Here is a 17,547-nt window from a genome sequence, read left to right on the forward strand (position 1 = left end):
GGGAGTGGCTGGATTGTCCCGAATCGGGCTTATCCTGCCAGCATGGTCCATCGGGTCGTGGCGCTGGCGGTGCCGCCTCAGTCGCCGTTCGAGATGGCGAGCGTGGCGCAGGTCTTCGGTGTCGAGCATCCGGACGCTCCGGCGCGGTACGCGTTCACGGTCTGCGCCGAAACACCCGGACCGGTCGAGGTCATGGCGGGATGCCCGCTGTTCGTCGAACATGGGCTTGAGGCCATGGACGAGGCGGACACGGTGATCGTGACGGGTTGGCCCGATCATGCGGCGCGTCCGTCCGGGGGCCTGGTCGAAGGATTGCGGGCGGCGCACGCGCGGGGCGCACGGGTCGTCGGGCTCTGCTCCGGCGCGTTCGCGCTGGCGGGAGCAGGCTTGCTGGACGGACGGGCCGCGACCACGCACTGGCGCATGGCGGACGAGCTGGCCGCGCTGTATCCCAAGGTGGACGTCCGGCAGGACGAGCTCTACGTAGATCACGGCGATGTGGCGACCAGCGCGGGAACGGGCGCGGCCGTTGATCTCGCGCTGGCCCTCGTCCGGCGGGATTTCGGGGCGGCGCATGCGGCGGAGATCGCGCGGCACATGGTGCTGCCGCCGCACAGGGACGGCGGGCAGCGGCAGTACTCGCGGCTCGCGCCGGAGCCGGAGCATCCGGCCGAGGAGACGCTCGCGAAGATCGTGGAGTGGGCGGAGGCGAACCTGCACCGGCCGATCACCGTGGCGGACATGGCGGCGCAGGGCGCGGTCTCCGCGCGGACCCTGGCCAGGCTGTTCGAGCGCGGGTTCGGTGTGGCGCCGGGGAGGTGGCTGCTGAGGCGGCGCATCGAGACGGCCCGGACGATGCTGGAGCGCACGGATGCGACGGTCGATGCGGTCGCGTCGGCCTGCGGGTTCGCCGATCCGTCCAACTTCCGGCGCCGGTTCGCGGCGGAGACCGGGACGACCCCGGGACGGTACCGGCGGGTGTTCTCCACCTCGGGGTGGAGAGGCTGAACTCCGGCTCCGCGCCGATCCGCCGGAGGGGGCGGTCTCCGTAGCTTCGAGGCATGAGCACTTTGGCGAACGTCCTGGTCGTCCTCCTCGTCCTCGGGCTGGTGCTGCGGCGGCAGCTGACCGCGCAGCGGATCAACGAGGCGCGGATGTACACGCTGCCGGTGGTCCTGGTGATCATCGGGATCGTCCAGGGCGGGCTGGTCGACCACGCGCACCTGGCGGTGAGCGCCGGGCTGCTGGCGGTGGAGGTCGTCGTGGGGCTGCTGCTCGGCGCGATGCGCGCGGCGACGATGCGGCTGTGGCGCGAGCCGGACGGTTCGCTCTGGCGGCAGGGCGGCGGTCTGACGCTGGCGTCCTGGGTCGTGTCGGTCGCGGTGCGGATCGGGCTGATGGGCGTCGGGTACGCGTTCGGGGTGCACACCGGGTCCGGGAACGTGCTGGCGTTCCTCGGGGTGTCGCTGCTCGCGCAGTACGCGATCATCGATGTGCGGTCCCGTTCGCTGCCCGCGCGCCGTACCGGCGTTAACGTCGCGGCATGAGCAATCGTCAGGCGGCGCGTCCACCCCGCGGCTCTTCCCAGGACGCGCCTTCCGAGGATCCGGGCGCCGCGCGGCGCGCGCGGAAAGGGCCACTGGCCTGGCTCGGGCAGTATGTGGCGTTCTCGGGTTGGTGGGACGCCTGCGACAGCAGCGGCCGGACGGGGCAGCAGACGTCCGTCGGCGACCGCGTCGGGCGGGTCATCGCCCGGACGAGCCTGCTGCTCTGGGGCCTCGGGTTCTACCTGCTGGCGGTGCTCAAGTCGGGCCCGCACTCGCCCGCCGCGTGGACGGGCCTGGCGGTGACGAACCTGCTCGCCGCCGGAGGGCTGGCGTGGGGGCTGCTCGCGTTCGACCGCGACGACGCGCCGCGGTGGTCGCTGGTGCCGCTGGGGATCACGGTCCTCGGCGGGCTCGGCGCGAACATGATCGAGTCGCATGTCGGCGCGAACACCCTCGTGTACATCGCGACGGGGATCGCGGCGGCGCGGCGACCGGGCGTGGACGGCGCGGTGTTCACGGCCGGTGCGGCGGCCCTGCTGACCGGGACGGAGCTGATCGCCGACCAGTCGGTGGACGGCTGGTCCATCCTCGCGTTCGTCGGCGTGTACGCGGCGGCCCTCGCGCTGCGCGAGCGGCGCGGGCGGCGCAGGTCGGAGGCGAACGAGGCGGCGCTGGCCGAGCGGTCCCGGATGGCGCGGGAGATCCACGACATCCTGGCGCACTCGCTGTCGGCGCAGATCGTCCACCTGGAGGGGGCGCGGCTGCTGCTGAGCCGGGACGGCGACCGGGAGCGGGCGCTGGAGCGGGTGGAGCGGGCCCAGCGGCTCGCGCGGACCGGCCTGGAGGAGACCCGCCGGGCGCTGGCCGCGCTGCGCGGCGAGGCGCCGCCGCTGGACGAGGCGCTGGCCGAGCTGGCCGACGAGTACCGCGCCGCGACGGGCCGTCCGGCCGAGCTGGAGATCACCGGGACGCCGTACGAGCTGACGTCGGCGATGACGCTCGCGTTCGTCCGGACGGCGCAGGAGGCGCTGACGAACGTCCGGAAGCACGCGCCGGGCGCGTCCGTGCGGATCGTCCTCGCGCACCTCGCGGACGCCGTCGAGCTGACCGTGACCGACACCGGCGGCACCGAGGACCCGATCGTCACGACGGGCGGCGGCTACGGATTGGTGGGCATGCGCGAGCGCGCGGAACTCGTAGGTGGGACCCTGGAGGCCGGACCGGACGGCAAGGGCTTCCGGGTGGCGCTGCGGATACGGATGTGACGGGCGAGAACACGGGTGCGACGGGCGGGAACGCGGGCGACAACGCGGGCGACAACGCGGGCGCGGGGGTTACGCGGGTCGTCGTCGTGGACGACCAGACGGTGGTGCGGGAGGGGCTCGTCCTGCTGCTGGAGCTGCTGCCGGGCCTGGAGGTCGCGGGTTCGGCGGCCGACGGCGAGCAGGCGCTGGAGCTGGTCGCGCGGGTGGCGCCGGACGTGGTCCTGATGGACCTGCGGATGCCGCGCATGGACGGCGTGGAGGCGACCGCGAAGATGCGCGAGCTGCACCCGGACGTGCAGGTGGTCGTGCTGACCACCTACGCCGACGACGAGTCGATCTTCGCGGCGCTGCGCGCGGGCGCGCGCGGCTACCTCACCAAGGACGCCGGGGCGGACGAGATCGCGCGGGCGGTCGAGGCCGTCCGCGGCGGGCACGCGCAGCTCGACCCGGCCGTCCAGCGGCGGCTGGTCGAGGCGGTCGCGGCGGGCGAGCCGCGCCGGACCCGCGACACCGGCCTGCCGGACGGCCTGACCCGGCGCGAGGCCGAGGTGCTCACGCTGATCGCCCGCGGCCGCTCCAACGGCGAGATCGCCCGCGACCTGTTCATCAGCGAGGCGACGGTCAAGACCCACATCAACAACCTGTTCGCGAAGGCGGGCCTGCGCGACCGGGCCCAGGCCGTCACGTACGCCTTCCGCAACGGCCTGGTCGCCGACGACGACTGAACTGGGCGGCTGGGCCGCCGGGCCGTCAGGTGCGCTGGGCGCGGATGCCGTTCATCATGGCGTTCTCGCCGGCCGTCCAGCCGCCGTCGACGGCCAGCTCGGCGCCGGTCAGGTAGGACGCGTCGTCCGAGATCAGGAAGGCGACCGCGGCGCCGATCTCCTCGGGCACGCCGGTGCGTCCGAGCGCGGCGAGCGGGAAGCTGCCCTCGCCTTCGGTCGCGCCCGCCGACTCGACGGTCATCGGCGTCACGGTCATGCCGGGGTGGACGGAGTTGACCCGGATCCGGTCCGCGCCGAGCTCCACCGCGGCGATCTTGGTGAGCCCGCGGACGCCCCACTTGGACGCGCCGTAGCCCGAGGTCAGCGGCAGCCCGGTGAGCCCGGCCGCGGACGAGATGTTGACGATCGAGCCGCCGCCCGCGGCGCGCATGGCCGGGATCGCGGTCTTGATGCCGAGCCAGACGCCGAGCAGGTTGATCTTCAGGACCTTCTCGAAGTACTCCTGCGGCTCGTCCTCGATGGTCTGGCCGGACGCGATGCCCGCGTTGTTGACCAGCCCGTCCAGCCGCCCGTACGTCCCGACGGCCCGGTCGACGACGGCCTGCCACTCGTCCGCGCTGGACACGTCGTGCCGGACGAAGATCCCGCCGATCTCCGCGGCGGTCTTCTCGCCCTCCTCGGCGAGGACGTCGGTCAGCACGACCTTCGCGCCGCCCGCCGCCATCCGCCGGGCGGCGGCGGCGCCGAGCCCGCGGGCGCCTCCGGTGACGATGACGGCCTTGTCCTGGAGTCCGGACATCCTTGTCCCTCCCTGTACCTCGATCTCCGTTGGCTCCAGGTGTATTCCAATTTGGAACAAGTGCCAAATCAAGCGCCCGCTCGGCCCCCGGACGACTCCGGATAATCTGGATCTATGGCCCACGCCGACGAGCCCCCAGCGGAAGTGCGGCTGCCCGCGACGGCGTGGGCGGTCCTCGGCATCCTGGCGTTCGGCGAGGAGCTGACCGGCTACGAGGTCCGCCAGTGGGCCGAGCACATCCTGCGGTTCTTCTACTGGAGCCCGGCGATGAGCCAGATCTACTCCGAGCTCAAGCGGCTGGAGCAGGTCGGGTACGCCGCGTCCCGCGAGGTGTCGGGGGAGGACGGCCGTCCGCGCCGGGTCTACGCGATCACCGATGCGGGCCGCGCGGCGGCGTCCGACTGGCTGGCGCACGCGCCGGTCGAGCCGCCGGCCCTCAAGCACGGCCCGCTGCTGCGCGTCTGGCTCGGCCACCTCGCCGACCCCGACCGCCTCCGCGAGGTCGTCACCCAGCACCGCGACCGGAGCGCCGACCTCGCGGCGGAGGCCGACGAGGCCCGCCGCGCCGCCGCGGCCGTCAGCGGCTGGGCCTACCCCGAACTGGTCGCCCGCTGGGCCGTCCGCTACCACACCGCCGAACGCGATCTCGCCGCCCGACTCCTGGACGACCTGGACGAACTGGTCGCATCCGGCCGAGCCCCCGACCTCTAGCCTCAGACTCCGCGGCGGCGGAGCCGGTGGACGGCGAGGGCGAGCAGGACGAGCGCCAGCCCGCCGAAGATCGCGAACTCGATGAGCTGGAACGTCCAGAACCGTCCCGCGGGCTGGTAGACGGTCTTGAGGTGCAGGCCGAGGCTCCGCAGGTAGGCGTCCGGGTCGTGCGTCGCCTGGGCCCTGCCGACCACCTGGCCCTCCGCCGCGGCGGACAGCGGGCGCCCGGACGGGTCCAGCAGGTGGAAGCCGAGCGTCCAGCCGGGCCTGCCGGGGATGACGGGAAGCGCGCTCGGGCCCAGCGTGTGCCGGAGCGTCGGCGCGGAGATCCGCGCGGCGGGCGCCATGTAGTGCTCGCGCAGCCAGAACTCGACCGGCATCCGGACGGCCATGAACCCGGCGAACGCGGCCACGATCGCCGGGACCGTCCGCCGCATGAGCTGCCCGGCCAGGACGGCGGCCGCGAACGCGAACAGCGTGTACCCGGTGAGCGACAGCCCTTCGAGGTCGAACGCGCCGGGCGCGAACCGGCCGGTCACCTCGTCCACCGGCGCGCGGAACCAGGTGAAGATGAGGCTCAGCGCCAGGCAGACCGCGGTGATCCCGGCGGTGACGAGCACGATCCGCTGCACCAGCCACCGCGTGCGCGGGACCGACTGCGTCCACGCCAGCCGCCACGTGCCCTGCTCGTACTCGCGGCCGAGGATCCCGGCGCCGACGATCGCGCCGATCAGGCCCGGCAGCGGGCTGAACCAGGTGGACAGGTGGTTGGCGATGCCGTTGAACTGCTCCATGAACGCCTGCAGCGCCGTCTGGCAGTGGTCGCCTCCGGTGTCGTGCGCCAGGCAGGCCGCGACGCCGTGCGAGGCGAACGACCCGCGCGCGGTCTCGCCGTAAGGCAGGAACACCGCCGCGACCAGCGCGATCAGCGCCAACCCCGCGTACACCTGCGCCCGGTGCATGCGCCACGTGAACCAGATCATCGCGTCACCGCCGGGCTCTCCAGGTAGGCGAGGATCAGTTCCTCGAGGCCCACCCGATGCTGCTGCCACACCGGATGCACCGCCGTCTCCTCCGGTCCCGTCCGGACGAGGAGGTCGCTGTGCCGCTCGCTGTGCACGGCCCGGACCACGCCGGGCACGTCGGTCGCCGCGTCCCGCGGGCCGCTGAGCAGCCGGTGCGCGGCCAGCACGTCCTCGATCGCGCCGTCCAGCCGCACGGACCCGCGGTTCAGGACGACCAGCCGGTCGCACACCGCCTCCAGGTCCGCGATCACGTGCGACGACAGCAGCACCGTCACCTCGTCCTCGGCGACGGCCGACATCAGCGTCCGGCTGAAGTCGCGCCGCGCGACCGGATCGAGGTTCGCGAGCGGCTCGTCCAGCACCAGCAGCCTCGGCCGCTTCGCCAGCGCGAGCGCCAGCGACACCTGCGCCTGCTGCCCGCCCGACAGCGCCCCGGCCCGCTTCACCAGCGGAATGTCCAGCGCCGCCAGCCGCAGTTCCGCCAGCGCCCGGTCGAACCCCGGATTGAGCGCCTGCCCCATCCGCAGCAGCTCCGCGACCGTCATGCCCCGGTACAGCGGATGCTCCTGCGCGACGAACCCGACCCGCGCGAGCGCCTCCGCCGTCCCGCCGGCGTCCCCGCCGAACACCCGCACCCGCCCCTCGGACGGACGCAGCAACCCGCACACCAGATGCATCAGCGTCGTCTTCCCCGCCCCGTTCGGCCCCACCAGCGCCACCACCGACCCGGCGGGCACGCTCACCGAGCACTCCCGCAGCGCCCAGGCCCGCCCGAACCGCATCCCGAGCCCCTCGGCCTCCAGCGCCGCGGTCATGCCGCCCCCTCGGCCCGCACGTCGTTCCGCACCGCCGCGATCAGCGCCGTGACCGTGTCGTCGTCCAGCCCGGCCGCCTGCGCGTCCCGCACCCACCGCTCCAGCGACCGCCGCAACCGCGTGAAGTCCCCGGGCGCCACCGCCTCGACCTCCGCCGTGACGAACGTCCCCTGCCCCGGCTTCGCCTCGACGACCCCCTCGTTCTCCAGCTGCCGGTACGCCTTCACCACCGTGTTCGGGTTGATCGTCAGCGTCCCCACGACCTCCTTCACCGTGGGCAGCTGATCACCCCGCCGCAGATATCCCAGCAGCAGCGCCTGCCGCACCTGCTGCACCAGCTGCAGATACGGCGGCACCCCGCTCCGCCCGTCCAACCGAAACCGGAACACCTCAACCCCGTTCTACTATGATGTTAGTAAAACAGTAGATCGAACTCCGGATGCCGTCAACGCTCGAATAGTGCGTGACCAATCGGTCGCTGTAGGTAGTCTCATCCGTGTGCCCAAACCCCCGCATGAGGCGCTGCATCGCATCTTCCGGTGCGATGGCGGGTTGTTCGCCCGCGCCTTGAAGTCCTATGCCGGAATCGACTTCCCGGAGATCCGGGAGGTCCAGGAAGTCGACACGATCCTGGAGGAGTCCAAATCGACGGTGGGTGAGGTCGACACCGCCCTGCTGGTGACGACCGTCGAAAGCGAACGCCACGTCGCGATCGTCGAAGCCCAGGGGAAGATCGACCCCGACAAGCTGCTGAGCTGGCCGTACTACCTCGGCTACCTGCAGTACAAGCACAAGTGCGACGCGACCCTGATGGTGGTCTCCCACGACCTGGAGACCATCAGGTGGGCGCGCAGGCCGATCAAGAAGGGCCTCCCGGGATGGACCTCGCTCGCGGCCTACCCGATCGGCTTCGGCCCGGACAACGTCGAACCTCTGACCTCCCCGGACCAGTTCGTCCACGATCCCATGGCGGCGGCGTTCTCCATCCTGACGCACGCGGCAACGCCGCCCGCGAAGGGCATAATGGGGCTGATGGACGAGGGCATCGACGCCCTCCTGGAGACGGACGAGAAGACCGCCCGCTTTCTGGGGAGGTTCCTGCACGCGGGCCTCGCCAAGAGTGACTTGCTCGAACCCTGGAGGGAGATCGTGAGCACGATCATCTACGACAAGAAGCTCTTCCACGAGATCAGCGCCAAGTCCGAGGCCAAGGCAGGCCAGCGGATGCTGCTGACGGTGCTGGAGGCGCGGGGGCTGCGGCCGTCCGAGAGCGAGCGCCGGCGCATTCTCGACTGCAGGGACAGCGCCGTCCTCGAACTCTGGGGTGCCCGGGCGGTCAGCGCCGAGTCGATGTCGGACGTCTTCGCCGACTGAGCCCGGTGGTCCACCACAAGTCACCGCTCTTCGACGACCTCCGGAAGCGCAGCCGCGACGAAGGGAAGGCCGAAGGGAAGGCCGAAGCGCAGCGTGAGATGCTGCTGAACCTGTTCGCGCACCGGAAGTTCTGCGTGTCCGAGCAGGTCAGGAGGCGCGTCCTGGCCTGCGAGGACAGTGAGACCATGAACCTGTGGCTGATGCGGGCCGCCGACGCCTCGTCGATCGATGAGGTCTTCGCCGACGAGTGACGCAGGGTTTCGGACGCCGGGTCCCCTTTGGGGGGCTCGGCGTTCTTTGTTAGAGGGTGTTGATGAGGGTGGCGCGGTGGGTCGTGGGGGAGCCCCAGGTGGTCAGGAGGGCTCTTGACTTGCGGATCCAGAGGGACGGGGCGTACTCGGCGGTGTAGGCGATCGCGCCGTGGACCTGGAGGGCGGTCTTGGCGGTGCGGTAGGCGGCCTCGGATGCGGCGATCTTGGCGGCGGACGTGTCGCGGGGGAAGTCGGAGGTGCCGTGGGACAGGGCGGCCGCGTGGACGAGGGGACGCGCGAACTCCAGGTCGATGAGGGCGTTGGCCAAGTGGTGCTTGACGGCCTGGTACTCGCCGATGGGGTGGCCGTACTGGGATCGGGTCTTGGCGTAGTCGACGGAGAGTTCCAGGAGGCGGCGGCCTACGCCGAGGTGCTGGGCGGCGCAGGCGAGGGTGGCCAGGTGCAGGGACGAGTCGTCCGCCGGGCCGAGCTTGCGCGTCGGGGTGACCTCGTAGAGGCGGCGGGACGGGTCGATCGACGGGCGCAGGGCGCGGGCCGGGGTGGCTTCGTAGACCTCGCCGTCCTGGACGGTCAGGACGAGGTCGGCGACGTCGGCGTCCAACGCGTAGGGGGCGGCGAGGGTGACCAGGGCCTCGCCGGCGGCGATGCGGGGAAGCCAGCGGGTGTCGCCGAGGGCGGTCAGCAGGGACGCGGCCGCGATGGTCTCGACCAGGGGGCCCGGGACGGCGTGGCGGCCCAGTCCGTGCATGGCGGTGACCAGCTCGACCGGGAGCAGGCCCATGCCGTCGTGCTCCTCGGGGACGGCTAGGGCGAACACGCCCGTTTCGGCCAGGGACGTCCAGATGCGGCGGCCGGGGGCGTGGTCGCCGGACGACCAGGCGCGGATCGCGGACGGCGTGTCGGCCTGGTCGAGGAGCTTGTCCAGGCTCGCGGCGAACAGGCGGTGCTCCTCGGACAGGACGAACCTCATCGCGCTCCCCTCGGCAGGCCGAGCACGCGCTCGGCGATCACGTTGCGCTGGATCTCGTTGGTGCCCGCGTAGATCGGGCCGGCGAGCGCGAAGACGTAGCCCTCCAGCCAGTCGCCGTCCAGCTCGCCGTCCGGGCCGAGCAGGTCGAGGGCGGTCTCGTGCAGGGCGATGTCGAACTCGGACCAGAACACCTTGTTCAGGCTGGACTCGGCGCCGATGTCGTCGGTACGGGAGATCGTCTCGAAGCCCTTCAGGCGGTAGGCGCGGGCCTTGAGCCAGGCGTCGGCGACGCGGTCGCGCAGGGCCGTGTCGGACGGGTCGGCGCGGTCCCGCCACAGCGCGAGGAGCCGGTCGGCAGCGGCGGTGTAGCGGCCGGGGGAGCGCAGGGTGAGGCCGCGCTCGTTGCCCGCCGTGGACATCGCGACCTTCCAGCCGTCGCCGGGCGCGCCGATGACGTCGCCGTCCGGGACGAACACGTCGTCGAGGAAGAGCTCGGCGAACGCGGGCTTGCCGTCGAGGCGTCCGATAGGGCGGACCGTCACGCCGGGCGCGTCCAGCGGGAACATCAGGTACGTCAGCCCCCGGTGGCGCGCCGACTCGGGGTCGGACCGGAACAGGCCGAAGGCCATGTCCGCGAACGCGGCGCGCGAGCTCCACGTCTTCTGCCCGTTGAGCAGCCAGCCGCCGTCCGCGCGGGTGGCGGTCGAGCGCAGCGCGGCCAGATCGCTGCCCGCGCCCGGCTCGGACCAGGCCTGCGCCCAGATCACCTCGCCGCGCGCCATCGGCGGCAGGACGCGCCGGAGCTGCTCGGACGTGCCGTGCGCGAACAGCGTCGGCGCGAGCAGGTTGACACCGTTCTGGGAGACCCGCCCGGGCGCGCCCGCCGCGTAGTACTCCTCCTCGAAGATCAGCCATTCGAGCGGGGTGGCGCCGCGCCCGCCGAACTCCGCCGGCCAGTTGACCGTCGCGTAGCGGTCCGCGCCGAGCGTCCGCTCCCAGGTGCGGTGCGCCGCGAACCCCTCGGCGGTCTCCAGCGACGGCAGCGGCTCGGCGGGGACGTGCGCGTGCAACCAGTCGCGGACGTCCGCGCGGAACGCCTCGTGGGCGGGGGAGAAGTCGAGATCCATCAGCGGCGGCCTTCACCTCGGGTTCATCTAACAACTGTTTGGTAGATTAAAGCACGACCGTCCGGCCCCCTCCGGCCCCGCCCCGGCAAGATCGCATACGCCGCCCGCCGCCCGCCGCGCGCCCGGAAGCGCGCCCCGGCCAAGGGACGGCAATCATCGGGTCAAGTGCACCGGCCCCGGCTGACCTGCGCCGCAGCATGGGAGCGGCCCCCCGCCCGCACGACCGAGAGGACGGTCAGGTGCCCAAGAGCTGGATGATCGCCGACTTCCTGCGCCCCTACGCGCAGTGGCGGATCGACCGGGCCGAGGAACGCGACGACGGACGCAACGCCAGGGCCGCCATCGGACTCATCGACGCCGCCGCGTACGCGATGCAGCTGGACGACAGCGACCGCGTCATCGTCCGCCTCGCGATCGCCGGCTGCTTCGCGTTCGAGCGCTTCAACCCCGGCGTGGAGGGCGAGCGGCTGATCCGACGCTGGCACTACGACGACACCGAGGGCACACCCGGCGACCTCCTCACCGCCCTCGCCGACGCCGCCGAGCGCGGCATCGGCCCGGACTCCGCCGACCCGCCGTCCCGCCCGTCCACCCGCTGGCGCACCACCGACCGCCCCCACCGGAACGAATCTGACGAAGCCCCCTCCACCTCGGACGACGCCGCCGCCTTCGGCGAACCCTCCCGCGATGACGCGCCGTCCAATCCGTTCTCGGACCCCCAGGTCCCCCGGCACACGGACTTCCGCTACCCGGACGTCGCGGGAGCGCGCCGTCCGGACGGTTCCGCTCCGCGCGGCAAGGGGGACGGCTCGTCCACCCCGAAGCCGCCCCGCCCGCGCCGCGGCGAGAACTCCCCGGCCTGAGCGGACGGCGGCGCCCCACTCGAACCAAGCGGCCGCTCGGTATCCTGGCGCCTGCGTGACCACTCCAGGGAGGGACGACCGTGGCCGACACCGAGCACATGAAGGCGACCATGCGCCGCTACGCCGAGCTGTTCAACGCGGGCGACCACGTCGCCGTCGCGGACCTCTACGCGGACGGCGCGGTGATCGAGGACCCGGTCGGCAAGCCCCCGGTAGAGGGCCGCGCCGCGATCGAGAAGTTCTACGCCGACTCGATCGCCGCGGGCGCGAAGCTCACCGCGCACGAGGTCCGCGGCTCCTACGGCGACCGCAGCGCCATGCGCTTCTCCGCCGACCTCCCCGGCCTGCACATCGACGGCATCGAGGTCATGACCTTTGACGAGGACGGCAAGGTCGTCCGCATGGAGGCCTTCTGGGGTCCCGGCGACTTCCTCACGACCTGACCCCCCGAGTTCCACACGACCTGACCCCCGAGCCGCCCGCCCTCCCGGACGCGCGGGAGGGCCTTCGCGTTGTCGTGGACGGACGGCCGGAGCCTGACACTCGCAAGCCGAACTTTCGCCGGGTCCCGGCTGTCACATCCCCCATAAGCGCGGTGATCAGGGGCCGCGCGCACGGGGATCGCCGTCCCGCCTCCGGGACGGCCCGACACGTACGGGGACATGCGATGTCGATCAGCAGAACAAAGCCGGTAGGCACGATCAGCAGGGCCATCGCCGTGGCGGGGATCGCGGCCGGGCTCGCGGCGTCCGCCGCAGGCGCCGCCTACGCCGAGACGGGACCGGGCACGGGAGGTGGGCAGGACGCGCGCGCCGACAAGCAGATGCACGTTTCGGTCACGCCGCGCGTCGTCGAGGCCGGCGGGACGCTCACCTTCCGCACCTACACGACGGCGAACTACGACAAGCACCAGTTCTGCGTCCAGCATGGGACGGGCAAGCCGGGCCACCGCGTCTACAAGAACGTGGCGTGCGGCTGGTCGGTCTACCAGGGCCATCGCGTCCCGCCGCTGGCCACCATCAAGGTCCGGACGGAGCGGACGCTCGGCGCGGAGACGTTCCGGACGGTCGTCTACCACGGCACGCGGGTGTGGGGCGTGTCCGCACCCGTCACGGTGACCGTGAAGCGGCCCGCCGCCGACACGGTCACGCTCTGGGGGCCGGACGACCTGGGCTGGAAGGCGAAGCACGGCAGGAAGTTCCCGCTGGTCGCGGGCATCGGTGCGAACCGCCCGAACGAGGTCTGCCTCCAGCTGTGGAAGCACGGCCGGTTCGCCACCGTGGACTGCGCGAAGGCGCACTCGACGAAGATGGACTACGAGGCGGGCTTCTGGTTCATAACAAAGCAGCCGAAGATTCTCAAATTCCGCGCGGTCGAGTACCGCGCGGGTTACCCTGTAGGGGTCTCGAAGGTCATCACATTGCGAGTGAGCTGACCTACGCGCAGAACACCGGCCGCCCCTCTTGAGGGCGGCCGGTGTTTCGCTTTTGGGGCGGTTTCCGGCGGTTTCCCCGGCCCGTTTCCGCCGCCGCGGCCAGGGGTAGACCGCCTTCGATGTGTCGTCCCCCCGGAACGGTGCCGAGCCGGGGAGTGGACTGTGCGGGACGTCGAGGGCGACGCCGACGCCGTGAGCGCCGACGCCATGAGCGTCGAGGCCAGGGCGCGGGCGCTCACCCCCGACCTGGTCGCCGAGCTGGAGCGGCTCGCCGCCGTCCCGTCGATCGCGTTCCCCGGGTGCCCGCCGCACGAGGTGGCCCGGGCGCACGACCACGTCGTCCGGATGCTGACGGAGGCCGGTGTCCGGGACGTCGGTGCGATCCGGCTGCCCGATACCCCGCCGGTCGTCACCGGCACGATTCCCGCGCCCGAAGGCGCGCCGACCGTCCTGCTGTACGCGCACTATGACGTCCAGCCGCCGGGGGACGAGTCGCTCTGGAAGTCGCCGCCGTTCACGCCGACGCCTTTCGAGGAGGACGGCCGGAAGGCGGTCCGGGCGCGCGGCATCGCCGACGATAAATCCAACATCATGGCTCACATTGGAGCAATTCGGGCATGGAATGGCCGTCCTCCGGTGGGCGTCCGGATCGTGTTCGAGGGCGCGGAGGAGTGGGGCAGCCCGCTCGACGACTATCCGGTCGCGCATCCCGGGGAATTCCAGGCCGATGCGATGGCCATCGCGGACATGGGCAACGTCCGCGCCGGGCAGCCGACGCTGACGGTCGCGCTCCGCGGCGTCACCGACGTCGTCATCGAGGTGCGGACGCTCGAAGGCGCCAAGCACAGCGGCAACTTCGGCGGCCCCGCGCCGGACGCGATGCTCGCGATCGTCCGCGCGCTGGCGAGCCTGCACGACGAGAACGGCGACGTCGCGGTCGAGGGCCTGCGGCGCGAACCGTGGACGGGCGCGTCCTACACCGACGAGGAGTTCCGCGAGGCCGCGGGCGTCGAGCCGGGGATCCCGCTGCTCGGCACCGGCACGCTCGGCGAGCGGCTCTGGTCCGGGCCCGCGATCACCGTCACCGGCATCGACGCGATCCCGGTGGACAAGGCGGCCGGAGCCTGCGTCCCGTACGCCCGCGCAAAGATTAATCTGCGCGTCCATCCCGAGCAGCCCGCGAAGGAGGCCGAGGCCGCGCTCGTCCGCCACCTGAAGGCGCAGCGCCCGTTCGGCATCCCGCTCACCGTGTCGGTCGCCGGCGAGGCGGGCGACGGGTACCGCGCCGGGACGGGCGGCCCGGCGATGGAGGCGATCGCCGCTGCGATGCACGCCGCCTACGGGACCGACCCCGTCCAGATGGCCGCGGGCGGCGCGATCCCGTTGGTCAGCGCGCTGCACAAGGCCGTCCCGGACGCCGAGATGCTCCTGTTCGGCGCGCAGGACGGCAAGTGCAACCTGCACGCGCCGAACGAACGCGTCCTGGTGTCCGAGCTGGAGAACACGGTCGTGGCGGAGGCGCTCTTCTTCGCCGAGTTCGCCGCCCGCTGGGGAGACCGCCGATGACGACCGACAACGACACCGACGCTGCGTCCGACGCGGCGTCCGACGCTGCGCCGCCGCGGTCGGCCGGTAGCGCGCCGCCGGGCCCGGGCGGTGGCGGCCCGCCGACCGCGGACGACACCGGAGAGTCCGGGAAGAAGTTCCGCTTTCCGACCGCTTACACCGTGCTCGCGCTGGTCGCGGTCGTCGTGTGGGCGGTGGCGTTCGTCGTCCCGACCGGCGAGTACCAGGTGGGCGCGGACGGCAAGCCGAAGGGCGGGTCGTACCACCACATCCACCACGCGTACTCGTTCGGGGACCGGCTGCGCGACCTGCTGCTGTCCCCGATCAACGGCCTCTACGGCATCAAGGACGCCAAGACCGGCATGGTCGCCCCGGACGCCGTGGGCGATCTGTACGGTTCGGCGGCGGTGTTCCTGTTCGTCCTGGCGATCGGCGCGTTCATCACCATGACGATGGCGACCGGCGCGCTGGACAGCGGCATCGCCCGGCTCGCGCACCGGCTGCGCACCCGCGGGGTCGCGCTGGTCGTCGGGATCATGATCGTGTTCTCGGTCGGCGGCACCGTGGAGGGCATGGCCGAGGAGACGCTGGGCTTCTACGGCCTGATCATCCCGCTCGCGCTGGCGCTCGGCTACGACCGGATGGTCGGCGCGTCCATGATCATCCTGGGCGCGGGGGTCGGCACGCTGTGCTCGACGATCAACCCGTTCGCGACCGGCGTCGCGTCCGGTGCGGCGGGCATCTCGATCGGGGACGGCCTGCCGCTGCGCCTGCTGATGTACATCGTCCTGACCGCCGTCGTGATCGCCTACGTCGTCCGGTACGCGGCGCGCGTGAAGCGGAACCCGGCGCGTTCGCTCGTCGGGTTCAGCGCGGCCGACCGCGAGACCGCCGAGACGTCTACGGCCGAACCGCCCGAGCTGAGCCGGCGGCACAAGCTCATCCTGGTGCTGGTCGCGCTGACCTTCATCTTCATGATCTACGCGATCCTGCCGTGGGCCGCGATCATCAAGGGCCCGGACGCCAAGCCGTTCCCCTGGGAGCTCGGCTGGTACTTCCCCGAGCTGACCGCGCTGTTCATCGTCGCGACGCTGGTCGTCGGGGCGGTCGGCGGGCTCGGCGAGGCGGGCACCGTGGAACGCCTGGTCAGCGGCGCGGGCGACTTCCTCGGCGCGGCCCTGATCATCGTGCTGGCGCGCGGCGTCTCGGTGATCATGAACAACGCGAAGATCACCGACACCGTGCTGCACTCGCTGGAGAACCTGGTCACGGGCAGCTCGTCCGGGTTCTTCGCGTGGCTGATGTTCGTGGTGAACCTGCCGCTGGCGTTCCTGATCCCGTCCACCTCGGGGCACGCCACGCTCGCGATCCCGATCCTTGCGCCGCTCGCCGACTTCGCCCACGTCCCGCGCGCCCTGGTCGTCACGGCGTGGCAGTCGGCGTCGGGCCTGATCAACCTGTTCACCCCGACGACCGCGGTCGTGATGGGCGGCCTCGCGCTGGCGAAGGTCGGCTACGACCGGTACCTCCGGTTCGTCGCGCCGCTGCTCGGCATCCTGTTCGTCCTGGTCAGCGGCATCCTCGCCGTGGCGGCCCTGCTGTGAAGAAGGAGTCCTCATGAGCCGCGGACCGGTCGCGTCGGCGCTGGTGGTCTTCGGGATCACCGGCGACCTCGCGCGCAAGTCCCTGCTGCCCGCGCTGTACCGGCTCGCCGGGCGCGGCCGCCTGAACATGCCGGTGATCGGCGTGACGCGCCGCTCCTGGACCGACGACGACCTGCGCGACCACGCCCGCGACGCGATCGGGGACGACCTGGACGAGTCCGTCTTCTCCGACTTCGCGTCCCGGCTGCACATCGTCGACGGCGACCTCACCGACCAGGCCACCTACCGCCGCATCTGCGACGCCGTGGCGGACGTCCCGTTCGTCACCTACTACATGGCGACGCCGCCGACCCAGTTCACCACCATCGCCGAGCAACTCGGCAAGGCGGGTCTCAACCGCGACTCCCGCCTCGTCGTCGAGAAGCCGTACGGCCACGACCAGGCCTCGGCCCAGGCACTGGACGACGAGCTGCACCGCACCTTCGCCGACGACGCCCTCTACCGTGTCGACCACTACCTCGGCTCCGAGGCCGTCCGCGGCATTCCGGTCGCCCGTTTCGCCAACCCGCTTCTCGAAACGGTCTGGAGCCGCGACCACATCACGTCCGTCCAGATCACGATGGCCGAGGACTTCGACGTCGCCGACCGCGGCGGCTTCTACGACCCGACCGGCGCCGTCCGGGACGTGTTCCAGAACCACCTCCTGCAGATCCTCGCCCTGCTCGCCATGGACCCGCCCGCCTGCCGCGACGCCACGTCCGAGAACGTCGCCAAGTGGGAGCTGCTCCGCGCCGTCCGCACCATCGAGCCGTCCGACGTGGTGCGCGGCCAGTACGACGGGTACCTGAGCGTCCCCGGCGTCCACCCCGACTCGACCACCGAGACCTACATCGCCGCCCGCCTGCACATCGACAACTGGCGCTGGAAGGACGTCCCGATCCTCATCCGCACCGGCAAGTGCCTCCCGCTGACGTCCACCGAAGCGATCATCGAACTCCAGTCCCCGCCCCTGGCCCTTTACGGCCACCCGGAACCCAACCTGCTCCGCCTGAACCTCGACAAGCGCCGCGGCCTCTCCCTCGACCTGTCCCTGAACCGCGCCGAGGGCCAGCCACCCCAACCCGCCGCCGTCCCCGCCCGCGTCCCGCCCATGGGCAACGCCGAACTCCCGTACGAGCACATCCTCGAAGCCGCCATCGTCGGCGACGCCTCGGCCTTCGCCTCGTTCCCCTTCATCGAGGAGTCCTGGCGCATCGTCTCCAAAATCATCGACCGCGAAGACCCACCGACGACCTACGCCCGCGGCTCCTGGGGCCCCGACCAGTCCAAGGACCTCCCCGCCCCGTCCACCTGGCACCGAGTGACCACCCCCGACTAGGCAACCCCCGCACGACCCACTCCGAACGGGGGATCACCGCCCCGGCCATTCGACCGCCCGGGGGAAGCGCG

The 17,547-nt window shown here is 72.0% G+C and carries 19 protein-coding genes; 13 read left to right on the forward strand and 6 right to left on the reverse strand.

What is annotated here, in order from left to right; genetic code table 11:
• Nucleotides 1-42 precede the first annotated feature (42 nt).
• From FHU30_RS04725 to FHU30_RS04740, 4 genes are read left to right on the forward strand one after another with little or no spacing between them, the layout of a single operon-like run.
• On the forward strand, nt 43-1,008 hold the full coding sequence (locus FHU30_RS04725) for a GlxA family transcriptional regulator (RefSeq protein ID WP_253872016.1): 966 nt from the start codon (nt 43-45) through the stop codon (nt 1,006-1,008).
• 53 nt (nt 1,009-1,061) lie between these two features.
• Nucleotides 1,062-1,547: a hypothetical protein gene (locus FHU30_RS04730; RefSeq protein WP_253872018.1), complete on the forward strand. Its 486-nt coding sequence runs from the start codon at nt 1,062-1,064 to the stop codon at nt 1,545-1,547.
• Entirely contained in the window at nt 1,544-2,812 is a 1,269-nt protein-coding gene (locus FHU30_RS04735) for a sensor histidine kinase (protein WP_253872020.1), read from the forward strand. Before FHU30_RS04730 ends, FHU30_RS04735 begins: the two co-directional genes overlap by 4 nt.
• Entirely contained in the window at nt 2,809-3,537 is a 729-nt protein-coding gene (locus FHU30_RS04740) for a response regulator (protein WP_308211196.1), read from the forward strand. Before FHU30_RS04735 ends, FHU30_RS04740 begins: the two co-directional genes overlap by 4 nt.
• 25 nt (nt 3,538-3,562) lie before the next feature.
• Here the strand turns inward: FHU30_RS04740 and FHU30_RS04745 are convergent, their stop codons facing one another.
• Nucleotides 3,563-4,336: a glucose 1-dehydrogenase gene (locus FHU30_RS04745; protein ID WP_253872022.1), complete on the reverse strand. Its 774-nt coding sequence runs from the start codon at nt 4,334-4,336 to the stop codon at nt 3,563-3,565.
• 114 nt (nt 4,337-4,450) lie between these two features.
• Between FHU30_RS04745 and FHU30_RS04750 the strand changes: the two genes are divergently transcribed.
• A complete protein-coding gene (locus FHU30_RS04750; RefSeq protein WP_253872024.1) occupies nt 4,451-5,047 on the forward strand; it encodes a PadR family transcriptional regulator in 597 nt (198 codons plus the stop codon).
• Nucleotides 5,048-5,049: 2 nt separating this feature from the next.
• Here FHU30_RS04750 and FHU30_RS04755 read toward each other — a convergent pair whose 3' ends face one another.
• From FHU30_RS04755 to FHU30_RS04765, 3 genes are read right to left on the reverse strand one after another with little or no spacing between them, the layout of a single operon-like run.
• Nucleotides 5,050-6,030, reverse strand: coding sequence for an ABC-2 membrane transporter-related protein (locus FHU30_RS04755; protein WP_253872026.1), 981 nt, complete (start codon nt 6,028-6,030; stop codon nt 5,050-5,052).
• Nucleotides 6,027-6,887 carry an ABC transporter ATP-binding protein gene (locus tag FHU30_RS04760; RefSeq protein ID WP_253872028.1) on the reverse strand — a complete coding sequence of 287 codons (861 nt, stop codon included), beginning with the start codon at nt 6,885-6,887 and terminating at the stop codon, nt 6,027-6,029. The genes FHU30_RS04755 and FHU30_RS04760 overlap by 4 nt, the downstream gene beginning before the upstream one ends.
• Nucleotides 6,884-7,243 carry a GntR family transcriptional regulator gene (locus tag FHU30_RS04765; protein ID WP_253872036.1) on the reverse strand — a complete coding sequence of 120 codons (360 nt, stop codon included), beginning with the start codon at nt 7,241-7,243 and terminating at the stop codon, nt 6,884-6,886. Before FHU30_RS04765 ends, FHU30_RS04760 begins: the two co-directional genes overlap by 4 nt.
• Nucleotides 7,244-7,385: 142 nt before the next feature.
• Here FHU30_RS04765 and FHU30_RS04770 point away from each other — a divergent pair, with 142 nt between their 5' ends.
• The gene (locus FHU30_RS04770) at nt 7,386-8,261 is read left to right on the forward strand and encodes a hypothetical protein (RefSeq protein ID WP_253872038.1); all 876 of its coding nucleotides are present in this window, start codon (nt 7,386-7,388) and stop codon (nt 8,259-8,261) included.
• A 5-nt stretch (nt 8,262-8,266) separates the two neighbouring features.
• Nucleotides 8,267-8,512, forward strand: a complete 246-nt coding sequence (locus FHU30_RS04775) for a hypothetical protein (protein ID WP_253872040.1) — start codon at nt 8,267-8,269, stop codon at nt 8,510-8,512.
• A gap of 49 nt (nt 8,513-8,561) precedes the next feature.
• On the opposite strand, the gene FHU30_RS04780 is transcribed toward FHU30_RS04775, so the two are convergent.
• Complete coding sequence (locus FHU30_RS04780; protein ID WP_253872042.1) at nt 8,562-9,503, reverse strand: acyl-CoA dehydrogenase family protein; 942 nt, start codon at nt 9,501-9,503, stop codon at nt 8,562-8,564.
• On the reverse strand, nt 9,500-10,630 hold the full coding sequence (locus FHU30_RS04785; protein WP_253872044.1) for an acyl-CoA dehydrogenase family protein: 1,131 nt from the start codon (nt 10,628-10,630) through the stop codon (nt 9,500-9,502). The genes FHU30_RS04780 and FHU30_RS04785 overlap by 4 nt, the downstream gene beginning before the upstream one ends.
• A gap of 239 nt (nt 10,631-10,869) precedes the next feature.
• Between FHU30_RS04785 and FHU30_RS04790 the strand changes: the two genes are divergently transcribed.
• From FHU30_RS04790 to FHU30_RS04815, 6 genes are all read left to right on the forward strand, one after another.
• Nucleotides 10,870-11,493: a hypothetical protein gene (locus tag FHU30_RS04790; protein WP_253872046.1), complete on the forward strand. Its 624-nt coding sequence runs from the start codon at nt 10,870-10,872 to the stop codon at nt 11,491-11,493.
• A gap of 80 nt (nt 11,494-11,573) precedes the next feature.
• On the forward strand, nt 11,574-11,936 hold the full coding sequence (locus FHU30_RS04795; protein ID WP_253872047.1) for a nuclear transport factor 2 family protein: 363 nt from the start codon (nt 11,574-11,576) through the stop codon (nt 11,934-11,936).
• Between the two features lie 224 nt (nt 11,937-12,160).
• On the forward strand, nt 12,161-12,928 hold the full coding sequence (locus FHU30_RS04800; protein WP_253872049.1) for a hypothetical protein: 768 nt from the start codon (nt 12,161-12,163) through the stop codon (nt 12,926-12,928).
• Nucleotides 12,929-13,090: 162 nt separating this feature from the next.
• The gene (locus FHU30_RS04805) at nt 13,091-14,494 is read left to right on the forward strand and encodes a M20/M25/M40 family metallo-hydrolase (protein WP_253872051.1); all 1,404 of its coding nucleotides are present in this window, start codon (nt 13,091-13,093) and stop codon (nt 14,492-14,494) included.
• On the forward strand, nt 14,491-16,098 hold the full coding sequence (locus FHU30_RS04810) for a YfcC family protein (protein WP_253872053.1): 1,608 nt from the start codon (nt 14,491-14,493) through the stop codon (nt 16,096-16,098). The genes FHU30_RS04805 and FHU30_RS04810 overlap by 4 nt, the downstream gene beginning before the upstream one ends.
• Before the next feature lie 13 nt (nt 16,099-16,111).
• On the forward strand, nt 16,112-17,476 hold the full coding sequence (locus FHU30_RS04815; protein ID WP_253872056.1) for a glucose-6-phosphate dehydrogenase: 1,365 nt from the start codon (nt 16,112-16,114) through the stop codon (nt 17,474-17,476).
• The last annotated feature ends 71 nt before the right edge of the window (nt 17,477-17,547 follow it).

Source organism: Actinomadura rupiterrae, assembly GCF_024172125.1.
Lineage (GTDB): Bacteria > Actinomycetota > Actinomycetes > Streptosporangiales > Streptosporangiaceae > Spirillospora > Spirillospora rupiterrae.

What these genes read in the sequence shown, in the direction of transcription:
- FHU30_RS04745 (WP_253872022.1), bottom strand. Translation starts at nt 4,336, where the DNA reads ATGTCCGGACTCCAGGACAAGGCCGTCATCGTCACCGGAGGCGCCCGC.
- FHU30_RS04800 (WP_253872049.1), top strand. Translation starts at nt 12,161, where the DNA reads ATGTCGATCAGCAGAACAAAGCCGGTAGGCACGATCAGCAGGGCCATC.
- FHU30_RS04725 (WP_253872016.1), top strand. Translation starts at nt 43, where the DNA reads ATGGTCCATCGGGTCGTGGCGCTGGCGGTGCCGCCTCAGTCGCCGTTC.
- FHU30_RS04750 (WP_253872024.1), top strand. Translation starts at nt 4,451, where the DNA reads ATGGCCCACGCCGACGAGCCCCCAGCGGAAGTGCGGCTGCCCGCGACG.
- FHU30_RS04810 (WP_253872053.1), top strand. Translation starts at nt 14,491, where the DNA reads ATGACGACCGACAACGACACCGACGCTGCGTCCGACGCGGCGTCCGAC.
- FHU30_RS04815 (WP_253872056.1), top strand. Translation starts at nt 16,112, where the DNA reads ATGAGCCGCGGACCGGTCGCGTCGGCGCTGGTGGTCTTCGGGATCACC.
- FHU30_RS04755 (WP_253872026.1), bottom strand. Translation starts at nt 6,030, where the DNA reads ATGATCTGGTTCACGTGGCGCATGCACCGGGCGCAGGTGTACGCGGGG.
- FHU30_RS04785 (WP_253872044.1), bottom strand. Translation starts at nt 10,630, where the DNA reads ATGGATCTCGACTTCTCCCCCGCCCACGAGGCGTTCCGCGCGGACGTC.
- FHU30_RS04760 (WP_253872028.1), bottom strand. Translation starts at nt 6,887, where the DNA reads ATGACCGCGGCGCTGGAGGCCGAGGGGCTCGGGATGCGGTTCGGGCGG.
- FHU30_RS04780 (WP_253872042.1), bottom strand. Translation starts at nt 9,503, where the DNA reads ATGAGGTTCGTCCTGTCCGAGGAGCACCGCCTGTTCGCCGCGAGCCTG.
- FHU30_RS04735 (WP_253872020.1), top strand. Translation starts at nt 1,544, where the DNA reads ATGAGCAATCGTCAGGCGGCGCGTCCACCCCGCGGCTCTTCCCAGGAC.
- FHU30_RS04730 (WP_253872018.1), top strand. Translation starts at nt 1,062, where the DNA reads ATGAGCACTTTGGCGAACGTCCTGGTCGTCCTCCTCGTCCTCGGGCTG.